Origin of the sequence: Bradyrhizobium lablabi, assembly GCF_001440475.1 — a bacterium.
Lineage (GTDB): Bacteria > Pseudomonadota > Alphaproteobacteria > Rhizobiales > Xanthobacteraceae > Bradyrhizobium > Bradyrhizobium lablabi.
Window position 1 is genome coordinate 209,318 of sequence record NZ_LLYB01000057.1, and the last position, 12,993, is coordinate 222,310.

The 12,993-nt window shown below is 62.2% G+C and carries 11 protein-coding genes and 2 pseudogenes; 7 read left to right on the forward strand and 6 right to left on the reverse strand.

Annotated features, from left to right (window positions below):
* The 4 genes and pseudogenes from CQ14_RS45245 to CQ14_RS11770 form a co-directional block, all read right to left on the reverse strand.
* A pseudogene (locus CQ14_RS45245) lies at positions 1-220 on the reverse strand (haloacid dehalogenase-like hydrolase); the annotation flags it as partial.
* A gap of 41 nt (positions 221-261) precedes the next feature.
* A complete protein-coding gene (locus CQ14_RS11765) occupies positions 262-1,425 on the reverse strand; it encodes a sulfatase-like hydrolase/transferase (protein WP_283807220.1) in 1,164 nt (387 codons plus the stop codon).
* Between the two features lie 113 nt (positions 1,426-1,538).
* Positions 1,539-1,772 (reverse strand): annotated as a pseudogene (locus tag CQ14_RS47590) (sulfatase-like hydrolase/transferase); the annotation flags it as partial.
* A 340-nt stretch (positions 1,773-2,112) separates the two neighbouring features.
* On the reverse strand, positions 2,113-3,804 hold the full coding sequence (locus tag CQ14_RS11770) for an arylsulfatase (RefSeq protein ID WP_057858120.1): 1,692 nt from the start codon (positions 3,802-3,804) through the stop codon (positions 2,113-2,115).
* Between CQ14_RS11770 and CQ14_RS43515 the strand changes: the two genes are divergently transcribed.
* Complete coding sequence (locus CQ14_RS43515; RefSeq protein ID WP_156434897.1) at positions 3,803-4,042, forward strand: hypothetical protein; 240 nt, start codon at positions 3,803-3,805, stop codon at positions 4,040-4,042. The two genes, CQ14_RS11770 and CQ14_RS43515, sit on opposite strands and share 2 nt — an antisense overlap.
* A 345-nt stretch (positions 4,043-4,387) precedes the next feature.
* Here the strand turns inward: CQ14_RS43515 and CQ14_RS11775 are convergent, their stop codons facing one another.
* Both CQ14_RS11775 and CQ14_RS11780 read right to left on the reverse strand, forming a co-directional pair.
* The gene (locus CQ14_RS11775) at positions 4,388-5,188 is read right to left on the reverse strand and encodes an LON peptidase substrate-binding domain-containing protein (protein ID WP_057858033.1); all 801 of its coding nucleotides are present in this window, start codon (positions 5,186-5,188) and stop codon (positions 4,388-4,390) included.
* A 214-nt stretch (positions 5,189-5,402) separates the two neighbouring features.
* Positions 5,403-6,272 carry an alpha/beta hydrolase gene (locus CQ14_RS11780; protein WP_245320302.1) on the reverse strand — a complete coding sequence of 290 codons (870 nt, stop codon included), beginning with the start codon at positions 6,270-6,272 and terminating at the stop codon, positions 5,403-5,405.
* A gap of 203 nt (positions 6,273-6,475) precedes the next feature.
* On the opposite strand from CQ14_RS11780, the gene CQ14_RS11785 reads away from it, so the two are divergent.
* From CQ14_RS11785 to CQ14_RS44595, 6 genes are all read left to right on the forward strand, one after another.
* Positions 6,476-7,693, forward strand: a complete 1,218-nt coding sequence (locus CQ14_RS11785) for an RluA family pseudouridine synthase (protein ID WP_057858121.1) — start codon at positions 6,476-6,478, stop codon at positions 7,691-7,693.
* Between the two features lie 121 nt (positions 7,694-7,814).
* Positions 7,815-9,041, forward strand: coding sequence for an amidohydrolase family protein (locus CQ14_RS11790; protein ID WP_057858035.1), 1,227 nt, complete (start codon positions 7,815-7,817; stop codon positions 9,039-9,041).
* 202 nt (positions 9,042-9,243) lie between these two features.
* Complete coding sequence (locus CQ14_RS11795; RefSeq protein ID WP_057858036.1) at positions 9,244-10,017, forward strand: ATP12 family chaperone protein; 774 nt, start codon at positions 9,244-9,246, stop codon at positions 10,015-10,017.
* Positions 10,018-10,087: 70 nt separating this feature from the next.
* A complete protein-coding gene (gene fliK, locus CQ14_RS11800; protein WP_057858037.1) occupies positions 10,088-11,689 on the forward strand; it encodes a flagellar hook-length control protein FliK in 1,602 nt (533 codons plus the stop codon).
* Positions 11,686-11,952 (forward strand): EscU/YscU/HrcU family type III secretion system export apparatus switch protein, encoded by a 267-nt coding sequence (locus tag CQ14_RS11805; protein ID WP_057858038.1) that lies wholly within the window; start codon positions 11,686-11,688, stop codon positions 11,950-11,952. The genes fliK and CQ14_RS11805 overlap by 4 nt, the downstream gene beginning before the upstream one ends.
* A 262-nt stretch (positions 11,953-12,214) precedes the next feature.
* Complete coding sequence (locus CQ14_RS44595; RefSeq protein WP_063800342.1) at positions 12,215-12,838, forward strand: hypothetical protein; 624 nt, start codon at positions 12,215-12,217, stop codon at positions 12,836-12,838.
* Positions 12,839-12,993 lie beyond the last annotated feature (155 nt).

A 12,993-nucleotide genomic window follows, 5' to 3' on the forward strand; every position in this document is an offset into this window, starting at 1 on the left:
GTGGAACGAAGTTTGAACTGGCTTGGTCGGTGGTAGCCCGGACGAAGTCCAATATGGCTCGCTTGGCTGGCCCGTCGTTCCACGAGTCCAACGAACTGCCTTGTGCGGTCTGAGTCTGGGCTATCGCCGGAGCGGAGGCGCCAGACAAGGCTGGAAGCAACGCAAGACTTGAAAGCACCACGCGGCGGTTGATTCCGGATAGCGAACCATTGGCTTTCATCTTGAATCTCCTTCCGCTGGTCCAGGGCAAGCAGCCGCTTTTTAGCGGCCAGTGGTTTGGAACTGCGTAACGTTGGGCGCGGGCGGATTGGGATATTTCTTGACCGATGATAAATACTCCTCGACGTTTTTAAGCGCCGGTTCACTGGCAAAGGGAAACAACCCAAAGACGTTGAGATCTTCGTGTGGGTCCATCTCGATGTTGAAGATCTTCGGGTAGCCGGCCAAGGGAGCGCTGGCTGACCCGGGTCCAGGCTGACGCTGTGGGCCGATGCCTGTCGGGTGCACGTCGGTGAAGTAGACGCGCCATTGCTTCCAGCGCGCGGCGACCAGGTCGCCGCCGATGAAGCTCAATAGGCTCTCACGCTTGCCTGTCTCAGACTGGCCGCGCAGCACGTCAATCTGATCAACGCCGTCAATGGGACGGTCGCTGGGCAGCTTGGCCCCGATGATGCCGGCGAAGGTTGGGAAGAAATCCATAATCGAGAATATTGCGTAGGAAGTCGTGTCCGGCTTGATGGTGCCTGGCCAACGCATGAAACAGAAGGTCCGGATCGAACCCTCGGTAACTTCGCCAAGCTCGCCGCGAAACGGCCCCGGGCTGCCCATGTCTGGCGTTCCCAAATTGCCATATTCGCGAAAGGCTTCGCCAGACGGGCCGTTGTCGGACGCGAACACGAGCAGTGTGTTGTCATCCACGCCGAGCTCCTTTAGCGCGTCGAGGACCTGGCCGACGTGATGGTCGCCTTCCATCAGCTTGTCGCCATAATTGCCGATGCGAGACTTGCCCTTGAATTCACTGGAGGGCAGGTTGGGTATATGCCCCATCGAGAACGGCAAATAGAGGAAGAAGGGTATCCCGGCGGCTTTCTGTCGCCGCATGAAGTCAATCGATTTCTGGACGAGCTCGTTATCGATATTGGCGCGCACCTCCGGTGTGAAGGGCTTGACGTCGCGCAGCGCGCCGCCGGCCGTCGCCTCGACAATCTGCGGCCCGCGGGCCAGTAACACGTTGGGCGGCGCGGGCAAGGAATGGGTGAGTTCGATCTTTTCAACGTAGGTCGCCGAGTCCCACGTCATGTCGGGAGGAATGCCGTAGTACTCGTCGAACCCATGCGCCGTCGGCAGACTTTGCGGGTCCTTGCCCAGATGCCACTTGCCGAAGATGGCCGTGGCATAACCTGCGCTCTTGAACAGCTCGCCCATCGTGACTGAGCGCGCCGAGAGCGTGTTTGGCCCGTCTGGAACGAGAATGAGCGATAGCCCTCGCGGATCGAGTAACGTCCCGTCAGCAGGGCCGCTCGCGACGGCGTGCAAGCCGGTTCGACCAAGAACTGGGTTAGACGCAATCCTTCGCGCGCCAGCTGATCAATCCGCGGCGTCGGGGCGCCGCGCAACTTGCCCCCGCCATAGGGACCCAAGTCACCGTAGCCAACGTTATCGGCGAGGATGAAAACGACGTTCGGCTTTTGGGGCTGCTGTGCGGATGTCGAAGCAGTCCCGGTTATTGCCAAGAACAATGCCAGCAAACTAATGGATAGGTCTCTGCTCATTTCCAACCTCTTTCGTCAAAGCTTCGGCTAACGAGAGGTGCGTGGCCCGATTTTGTGCGGCAGCGATTTGGCGAAGGGCACTCCGGTGCAGACTGCGTCACGATCGACCAGACATGCTATGCACATTCGGGAGCATCAAAACTCCACCGCTATGAGAGCGAGAAGCGGGGCCAGCAGGGCGGTCGATAAATTGGTTCTCATTCCCATCGTCCACCCCATTGTGAAGTGGCCAGCGGCGGAAGATGCTCGTCCTTCGTGTCATCGCGCAGGGCATGCGGAATGCAGGAGGAAGGCGGGAGCGCAGCGTCACCTGCGCTCCCTTTGTTGCACGGGAACTTCTCTACTGGCCCGGGCGATTCTTGATCATCTCTTCGACCTTCCTCTTCACCGACTCGAGATTGAAGGAGGCCGGATCCTGCATCGGCGGGTAGTCGATGGCAGTCAACGCCAGCTTCCCGACGTACTGCTGGACCAGGACGAAGCGCCAGAACTCACGCGCAAAGAAGTCATTGGTGTAGCCAGGGGCGCTGGTATTCCAGGACTCACCACGAAGATTAGGCGTGCGCTCGAACGGATCCTGACGAATATTGACCATCGACGGCATGTCCGTGGTGGTCTTCTCGCCTGGCCAGCCCCAGGGCTGCTGGTAGAACTGGAACTTGAAGTTGTCGATGCGAACCGCGCCCAGGGTTGCGCCACCGAAGTAGAATATTTCCTGGCGCTTGGATGGGCCCTTGCCGGTGAGCAGATCCATCTGGTTGTAGCCATCAAGGTGGTTCTTGTAGGTGCGGTCACCAAGCTTGACGCCCTTCAGCAACTGCTCGGTAATATTGGAGTTTCCCGCCGCCGCCACCAGCGTGGGCAACCAGTCCAGCCCGGAGAAGATTTCATTCTGGACCGTCGCCGGCCTGATCCTGCCAGGCCAGCGGATGATGCACGGCACCCGGAAACCGCCTTCGCCGACGGTACCCTTGGTGTTCTTGAAGGGCGTCATGCCGCCATCCGGCCAGGTGAACACCTCGGCGCCATTGTCTGTGGTGAAGATGACGATGGTGTTGTTGACCTCGCCCATGTCGTCGAGCTTCTTCATCAGGGCGCCGACGCTGTCATCGAGTTGCGCCATGCCGGCCTCCTCAAGACCGTAGTTGGTCTCGCTATTCTGCATTGCGCTATATTTCTTCGAGAGGAACGTCCACACATGCATGCGCGTGGTGTTGTGCCAGACGAAGAACGGCTTGCCCTCCCGTTTGGCCTTGTCCATGAAGTCGCCGGAAGCCTTCACCAGCACCTCATCGAAAGTGGTCATGTCGTACTTCGCCTTCAGGAACGGCAGGTCATGCATGTTCTGCACGTTCGACATGTCGGGGAACGGCGGCAGTGGGCCTTCATCGACGATCCTCTGCTTGCCGACCTTGCCCCAGCGGGGCATCTCGGTCTGATCATCGGTGTCGGTCGCATAGCTGTGGATCAGGCTGCGCGGACCGTATTTGTTGTAGTAGTCCTGGTTGACCGGGAACGAGTACCAGTAGGGATCGGACATCGCGTCGAGATGGTACAGATATCCGAAAAACTCGTCGAAGCCGTGCAAGGTCGGCAGGTACTTGTTCAGGTCGCCGAGATGGTTCTTGCCAAACTGCCCGGTGGCATAGCCTTGTGCCTTCAGCGCGGTGGCGAGCGTCACCGCCTCGGCCGGAATGCCGACATCAGCGCCCGCCTGGCCGACGGTCGTCAGCCCGGTGCGGATCGGCAACTGACCAGTAATGAAGTTCGCGCGGCCCGCCGTGCAACTTGCCTCTGCATAATAGTCGGTGAACGTCATGCCTTCAGACGCCAGCTTGTCGAGGTTCGGCGTTTTCCCCGACATCATGCCGCGATGATAGGCGCCGATGTTGAACCAGCCGACGTCGTCGCCCATGATGACGAGTATGTTGGGCGGCCGTTGTTGTTGCTGAGCTGCCGCCGGAAAATTTGCGAGCGTAAAGGTGGTGGATAGTGCGACTGCGCTTGTCCAGATAAGGTTACGCATACTCATGGCAATCTTCTCCGATTGGTTTTGGATCGCTCGCGTGGCGAGCGATCCCAAAGAGTTTCCTGTCGGTTCGGATCAATTCCCGATTTCTAGGCTGTCGGCGTGCTACTTCGGGGGCGCGAATGACGTGTTATTTCCGGGTCGCGAATTCGGAATTCAGGTCGGCATGCAGCGGCATGTTCTTGCGAGCATTCACGAGGCAGCGCTTGATAGGCTGGCCGTTCGCTACCGCCAAAGTTGAGCGACGGTTGGTCAATGGGATTCTTGATCTAGATCAAAGCAGTTCCAATCAGGTCGAAGCGGAAAATCGACCATCCCTGCTGGCCAAAGCGCACGTATCACGCGGCGACCGGGACGGCCGGTCATCCGCGACCGGTCCAAGCCGCCATGCCGCCGAAAGCGGAAGTAAATTCAGAGGATTAATGGCGACGCGACGGCGGCTTGCGAGGCGGCGGAGGAGGCCGGCAAGAAGCGTCCGTCCAACAATTCCGGCGATAATCTGATGACGGTCAGGAAGGCCGCGCAGTGCAAGTAGGTGTTGGTGATGCGAGCGGGGCGCTGCGCAGGGCGGCCCCGCTCTGAGCCATCAGTTCGCTTTGGCCGGTGAGCCCTCGCGCATCCAGCCGAGGATGGTTTGGAGCCTTGTGACCACATCGCTGGTTTCCAGGACTTGCTGCATCTTGTCGATTCCGACTTCCATCAGCTGAACCACGACATCGGCGAGCGCCGCCGGTTCGCCGGCGTAGCGGTACAGCGACTGCGGCGGCGCGGTATTGGTGAAGCCCTGAAACGCCTCAAAGATTTCGCGCGTGAGCATGAACGCTTCTGCGTCCAGACCGCGCGTCTCTTCGATCGGCGCAACTTCGGCCGCCAGAAAATCGCCGTCGACCGGTCGCACGATGGCGGTTCGTTCGGAACAGGAAACCTTCACGCGAAGGTCTCCGTGCGGCATCTCCGTGCGATGGATGATCTCGGCGAGGACGCCGACCGAATGAAGCGCGGCGAAGTCCGGGTCATCGTTCTCCGGCCGCTTCTGGGTGACGACCAGAATTCGTCCGCCATTGGCGGCAGCGCTCTCGATCGCCCGTCGCGTCTTCTCGCGCCCGACAAAGATCGGCGTAATCAGTTGCGGAAAGAACACGACGTCCCGCATCGGCGCTACCGGAATCACGGTTCCGGCGCTGCGCGACCGGGCCCGCAATTTCGCGGCTTGAACGGAAACGGGTTGGCTCGACTGAATGGCCGCCGACAGCACGTTCCAATCGTGAAAGCCCAAGGTCCTCGCGACCAGTTCGAGGCTTTCGCTATGGCTGACGGAGATCGATTTGACTTTCAGCGCCTCGCGCAGCGTCTGCGCCATGGCCTTGGCATCGCGGAAATCACGCATGGGATAACCTCTGCTTCAGGCGAACGAGAATTGGGTCAGATGCTTGCGTTACTGACTCGTTCGCCGGGCAAAGGAGGCCGGGAGCGGCTCGATACGTTCGCCAAACCCAAAGGGTGCAAGCAGCGGGTCGTATCTACCCGATAAAAATATGCACGGTGTCTATAACGCTGTCAACGTGTGTCGTCGGTCTTCACACGCGTTCGAGAGCTATCGGCTATTTGCCCGCTTTAACGAAATCAAGGATTTCATCGGTCAGCCGGGTATCGGCAGTGTTGATCGAATACACTTCCGACATGTGACTGTGCTGCGGCAGCAGGAGAGTGCGTGCGCATCCGTTGGCGCGTTTGCAACTCACTTGCTTCGCGCGGTCGAATTGCAGCACGAAGCCCTCGGGGTCCAGTTCGGCGGCGGCCATCATCAGCGGGATGCCGGTGGTTGCCAAACCGGACAGCGAGGATCGTTCGGCGTAGCGCGCGGGATCGTCGCCAAAATAGGCGCGCTGGGTATTGGCGAGCGGCGTCGCGGTCAGGTCGTAAATGCCGGAGACCATGATTGCACCGGCGAGCCCTCCGCCTTTCACCTTGTGAAATTCGGGATGCGATACATAGTTTGCGACGTGAACCGCGCCTGCGGAGTGCCCCATCAGATAGATGCGCGCGGGATTGCCGCCGCGCTCGCCGATCTTGTCTGTGACCCACTGAACTGCGGTGGCCATATCCTCAGCGCCGGCCGGCCAGGGCGCCTGGGGCGCGAGGCGGTAGGTGACGTTGACGCCGACAAAACCGTTCTTTGCCGCCCACAGCATGATGTTGTCATAGAACGGGCTGGTCGGTGTGGTCCGCTTGTTGCCGCCCACGAACGCGCCGCCATGGACGAAGATCAGCACCGGCCGGGAAGGCGTAGCCGTCTCCGGCAAGAAGATATCGAGCAGGTTGCGGTCGGCCGGACCGTATTTGACGTCCCGCTCGACCCTGACGCCCTGGTAGGGCTCTTTTTCCTGCAACGGCGCGTAGAGCTCCACGGTCTTCGGCGGGTCGATGACGCGGCCGAGTTCCAGGAGCTTCCAGGCCAGATCCTCGGACATCGGGGACTGCTGCGCGGATGCCGTGCTCGCGAACATTGCCGCAACAATGGTCAAAGCCGATCTCGTTAGGGCCATCTGGTCTTCCCCCGTTTCTACGCTGTTGGCTCAAGATGGCCGATCCCGCGGCCGATTTGTACCGATTTCACCGTGACGATCCGCTGCAATTGCGCTACCGAAAAGCTCACCTTTGGAGCTTGAATCAGATGAGCCGCCGCGACCGTAAACCGCTAGCCAAGTCGCGCAAATCAGGCGACCGCCCCAAGGGGGCGACCCCGTTTCGCGGTGGGAAGCCAGGCGACCGGGCACAGAGCGATCGGCCATCCGGGAATCGCCCGCACGCCAAGCCCGCACGCTTTTCCGAGTCCCGCAGGGAAAGGCCGGCTGCCGTAGCTGCCGAGCCGGCAAAACCCGTCGCTGAAGCGCCGCTCCCGACCAAGGTCCAGACGGTCGTCGTCACATCAGACGAAAACAACATGCGCGTCGACCGCTTCCTCGAGGCGCGCTTTCCGGGCCTGTCGTTCTCCCACATCCAGCGCATCGTCCGGAAGGGCGAGCTGCGTGTTAACGGCAAGCGGGCCGACAGCAAGGACCGGCTGGAAGAAGGCCAGAGCGTGCGCATCCCGCCGCTCCGGCTCGATGCGCCGAAGGGGGCTGGTCCGCTTTCGGAGGCCGCTGCGAAGACGCTGCAGGCGCTGAAGGAGATGACCATCTTCGAGGATGCCGATGTCCTGGTGATCAACAAGCCCGCGGGGCTTGCGGTGCAGGGCGGCTCCGGCATCACGCGCAACGTCGACCAGATGCTGGAGGTGATGCGCGACGCCAAGGGACAGAAGCCGCGGCTGGTGCACCGGCTGGACCGGGAAACCTCCGGCTGCCTGTTGATCGCAAAGACCCGCTTCGCCGCCACCGCCTTGACCGGCTCGTTCCGCCACCGCTCGGCGCGCAAGATCTACTGGGCGCTGGTGGCGGGCGTGCCGAAGCCGAAGCAGGGCCGCATCTCGACCTATCTCGCCAAGGAGGAGAGCGAGGAGGACAGCATCATGCGCGTCGCCAAGCACGGTGACGAGGGTGCGAGCCACGCGGTGACGTATTACGCCGTGGTCGAGACCTCGGCGCAGAAGCTCGCCTGGGTGTCGCTGAAGCCGGTTACCGGGCGAACCCACCAGTTGCGCGCCCACATGGCGCATATCGACCACGCCATCGTCGGCGATCCCAAATATTTCAACAAGGAGAACTGGGACCTGCCGGGCGGCCTGCAGAACCGCCTGCATTTGCTCGCGCGGCGGCTCGTCATCCCGCATCCGCGCGGCGGCGTGATCGATGTCAGCGCGCCGCTGCCGCCGCACATGCTGCAATCCTGGAATCTGCTGGGATTGGAGGCCGATCGGTTCGATCCGATCGAGAACGCGCCGGAGGAGTAGGGCCGGCAGCCGCGCCAGCGAGCGCAACAACTGTCAAATGCAACACACGGCGATTTGATATTGCGCGTTCCCGACGGTCTCTAACATCAGGCCGGCAAGTTCAAATGCAGGGGTATCGCGCATGAACGGAAATCTGGTCCGGCTCGCGTTTTGTTGTTTTGCGTTGATCGGAGCGCTCGGCGCAGGCGGTCTCGCCCATGCGCAGAGCGTCGCTCTCGTCGGCGGCAGTGTCTACGCATCGCCCGACGCCGCCCCGCTTGCGGACGGCGTCATCGTCACGTCGAACGGCGTCATCACGGCGGTCGGCAGCCGCAGCGAGGTTCAGCTTCCCGCCGACGCGCGTGTGATCGATTGCTCGGGCAAGACGGTGGTAGCCGGTTTCTGGAACAGCCACGTCCATTTTACGGAAGCGGTATGGAGGAGCGCCGGCTCGGCTCCATCAGCGCCAATGGCCGAACACATGCAGGCGATGCTGACACGGTGGGGGTTTACGAGCGTCTGGGATCTCGGTTCGGACGGCAGAGATACGGTGGCGCTGCGCCGCCGGGTCAACGCTGGCGAGATACCGGGCCCGGACATCCATACGGTAGGCAGCATCTTTCCCCGGGACGGCCATCCAGCCTATCTCCCGGCCGAGATGAAGCTGCCCGAGGCTGCGACGCCCGAGGACGCTGCGCAGTTGATGCGAACCTATCTTGGTTTTGGGCTCGACGGCCTCAAGCTGTTCACCGGCTCCTACAAGGGCCAAGGCAAGCCGGTCGTGAATATGGACCCGGCAATTGCCAGGGCGGCGGTCGACGTGGCCCATGCTGCAGGCAAGCCGGCGTTCGCCCACCCGCAAAACATGGCGGGCGTCGAGGCCGTGATCGCGGCCGGCGTCGATGTCATGGCGCACACGGTTGCGGGCGAACCGCCTTACTTCCCCGAGCAACTCGCGCGCTTCAAGCAGCAGGGTGTCGCGCTGATTCCGACGCTGTCGCTGTTTGCAAAGCTTCCGGTCGGACCGGACATATCCGCGCGCCTCGTCGCCACGACCGTTGCCCAGGTCAAGGCGTTTGCCGACAATGGCGGCCCGGTCCTGTTCGGCACCGATATCGGTTTCACCAACTATTACGACACCACGCTCGAATATGAGCTGATGCACCGCGCGCTGTCGGAACGCCAGATCCTGGCCTCGCTGACCACCAATCCCGCGGGCTATTTCAAGGCGGCGAAGAAGGGGCGAGTCGATAAGGATTTTGATGCCGACCTCGTGGTGCTCGACGGCGATCCGCTCGCCGACGTCACCAACCTCGCCAAGGTTGCGTACACGATCCGCGCGGGGAAGGTGATCTATCAGAAGCCGTGAAGCGCCCCCGGGGGCAAACTTTTCGCGCAGGAGGGTTCGGTAACGGGAACCGGGCCTGCGCAGGCCAAAAACGGCCGCGCCTGCGCGTAAACCAACATCACAATTGATCGCCGCAACAGCCTCATCAGCTTTATTTGCACTGGCCGTTATCGTATTGTCAGAGCTGAACTATTACCCCATCTCGGCAAGCTGAAATCACGACATGCGTGAACTATTCGATGACGTCGCCGGACATTCGCCGCTCGATCCGCAGGAGTCGGTGCGTCGCGCCACGCGCGCGCCCCAGCGCAAGCGGTTCTACAAGGAAGCCGGCATTGCCGAGGTCGAGGGCGGGTTTGCCGTCACGCTCGACGGCAAGCCGATCCGCACGCCTTCCGGCCGCCAGGTCGTCGCGCCCAGCAGCGCCATTGCCGAGCAGATCGCCGCGGAATGGAATGCGCAGGGTGAGACCATCGATCCCCTGACCATGCCGCTGACGCGCTTTGCCAACTCTGTCGGCGAGGTCTCCGATCGCGTCGATGCCGTGGCCGACGATGTCGCAAAATACCTCGGCACGGATTTGCTGTTTTATCGCGCCGGCCATCCCGAGGCGCTGGTTGCCCGCGAAGCCGCGTATTGGGACCCGGTGCTGGCCTGGGCGGCGAACAGCCTCGGCGCGCATTTCATCCTGTCCGAGGGCATCGTGCATGTCGCCCAGCCGGAGCAGGCGATCACGGCGGCCCGCGCGGTCTTTCCCAGCGATCCATGGTCGGTGGCGGCGCTGCATGTGGTGACGACGCTGACCGGCTCGGCGCTGCTGGCGTTGGCGTTGGTGCGCGGAGCCATGGATTCCGACGAGGTTTGGGCCGCCGCCCATGTCGATGATGACTGGAATGTCGAGAAATGGGGCGTCGACGAAGAGGTCGCGGCCCGCCGCGCGGCCAGATTCATCGATTTCCGGGCCGCCGTGACCATTTTGGACGCCCTGAAGGCCTGAACGCCCGCCATCGGTTAAGCAGAGGTTTACGACGCCGGGTTAGCCTTCGAGCCTGGCCGAGACCTCCGCTATGGCGATTACGATCAATTCCGTCTCTCCCGTGCTTGCCGCCCAAGAGGTCGGCAGCATTGCGCCTGAGTTCGTGCTGCAGCAGGGCAGCGTGGTCAACGCCCAGGTCCTGAAAGTGCTCTCGGCCGATCTGGTGCGGATCGCGATCGACAGCCTTTCGATCGACGTCGCCACGGAAATTCCGTTGCAGCCGGGCCAGAACCTGCAGCTTGCGGTCACGCAGACCAAGGACGGGGGCATCCGCCTGGCCATGGTCGGGCAGGGTGGTGATGTCGCCGACGCCGTCACATTGTCGCCGGACGCGCTCGTCGATGCCGCCGCCAATCGGCCGGCCATCGTTTCGTCGAAGAACGTGCTGACGCCGGTGGAGCGCGCTGCCGTCTCCGTGGCGGCGCAGGCGGCGGTGACCGAACAGGACAGCCTGGCGCCGTTGTTTGCCAATCTGGGTGCCGCGGTTTCCTCCAGCAACCTGCCGCCGAAATTGCGCGAGGCGATCGCGCAGGTGCTGGCGCAACAGACTAGCCTCGATCAGAATCTCGACGGCGCCGACATCAAGACCGCATTCCAGAAATCCGGAATCTTCCTCGAGGCGTCGCTGGCATCGGGCTCGCTCCCGCAAGGCGGCGTGCCCGATCTCAAGGCCGCATTGATCGTGCTGCGCCAGACGCTGCAATCGGCGCTCGGGATCAATTCGACGGCCGCGCCGCCGGCAACACCGGCCGCGCCACAACAACCCGCCGCGCCGCCATCGGCTTCCAACGCGAGCCTTGCGCCGGCCTTGCTGCCCAATGTCCATGTGCAGGAAATCCTGCTGCCGCAGGCGCGATTGCCTACAGCCGAGAATCTCGCGCTGCCGGGCCAGCTCGCCCGAAACCCGCTTGCAGCCGCGCTCGACGCCGGCCCATCGGCCGGCGCAACGCTGAACCTCTTGCAGGAGGCGCTGCAGGAACTCGGCGTCCCCGCGCGCGTTGCGGCCACGGCCGCCATGAAAGATGCTCGCAGCGGCGACGTCACCTTCCAAACCAACACTCCGCCGCCACCGATCCGTGGCGCGCCGCCGGCGGCGCAACCGGTCGCGTCTCCCACCATCGCGCCGCATGCGCCGCTCGAGTCGACCGTGCATCATCTGCTCGACGACACCGATGGCGCGATTGCACGGCAAACCCTGCTGCAGGTGGCCTCCCTGCCGGACCGCATCGACAACGCCGCGCCGAAAGTCGACACGACGCTGCCGCGCTGGCATTTCGAAATTCCCTTCGTGACGCCGCAGGGCACGGCGATGGCGCAGTTCGAGATTTCCCGCGATGGCGCCAACGAGGGCGTCGAGGCGGCCAAGCGGGTGTGGCGCGCGCGGTTTTCGCTCGACGTCGAGCCGGCCGGCCCGGTTCACGCGCTGATATCGCTCACCGGCGACAAGACCTCGGTGCGGATCTGGGCGGAACGGCCGGCGACCGCGGAGCAACTGCGCGCCGGGACGCCGCAACTGACCGAAGCGCTCAGCCGGGCCGAACTGCAGCCCGGCGACATCGTGATCCGCGACGGCGCGCCGCCGCAGGCCGCGCCTGCTGCCCGTGCCGGGCATTTCCTGGATCGCGCGCTATGAGCGTCGATACCAGGAACAAGCTTGCGGTCGCGCTGCATTACGACAAGACCGGTGCCCCGCGCGTCGTCGCCAAGGGCAAGGGCACCATCGGCGCCAAAATCGTCGAACTCGCCAAAGAGCATGACATTCCGATCGAGGAGAACGAATTGCTGGCGGGCGCCTTGTCCCATGTCGAGATCGGCGACGAGATTCCGCCGGAGCTCTACAAGGCCGTCGCCGAAGTGCTAATCTTCGTGCTGCGGCTGTCGGGCCGGATTCGGTAGGGCGAGTACTCATAAAAGCGATGTAGCCGGACGTCCTGAAAATATCCGTTGCTAGGGATTGAGCCGACTTCGTCTAATCACCCGCCGATGTCGCCTTATGCCCCTCAATGGACATTGGCCCGGTGAATTTTCCCGAATCGAATAGCAACCTGCAATCCGGACAGACGTTACGGGGTCATCACCGCCCGGTCCCTTGGCAGTAGCGGTGATGAGATCGCCCATCACGCGCTCCCGCCTCACTCTAGCAGGAAAGGAGTGCGTCATGAGACGACGCTCGCAGCCCAATACATTTAAACAGCCCCACACATTTAAAGAGACTCTGAACGCGGAGAAAGCCCGCTTCGAAGTGGCTTCGCCGCAGCGTTCGCCATCATCGATCGTGCTCCAAGATGCGGACCATGACGTCTACCTCGTACTACTGGACGCTTTCGGGGCGTGGGTAGGCCGCGCCTGGCGCGAGACCGATGATGATGGGGGTACGTATCGCGAGATGCTGATCCGCGACCTCTTGCATGGAGTGTTCAGCCATCCGGTGCGCATCGTCGCCTTCAACACCGCCGAGGGATGGTCGCGCAATATCACGACTGAAATCGCTGCCGAGCTGAAGCAGCGCAGCGACGAAGGCCAGAATATCCCTATCTCAGTACAGCATTTGCCAGAAATGGCCGGCAACCAAGGGCAGAATCCGGTGCGACAAACGACCATGGATAGCGCGCAGCACTGCCAAGATCAGGCGGCAGAATGCCTTCGCTTGATCAATAGGACGAACAACGAAGAAGAGGCTCAGGTTCTGAGGAATATTGCTCAAACCTGGTCAAGACTTGCGGGCCAGATCGACCGATATAACGTGGTCCTGCGCGAACAAAGCCGCATAGCCCGAAAATGAGGCTACCTCGGTTGGTGGCCTCTTTCATTTGGCGAATGTCGCCTGTTGGCCCTTCGGCGACCTCCGGCGATGTCCGCTTTAGTGCTGCTGTTGAGCGATGAGCCGACAACAGGCGCGACCAAAACCAAACGCCTGATTTATGAGTATTCGTCCTG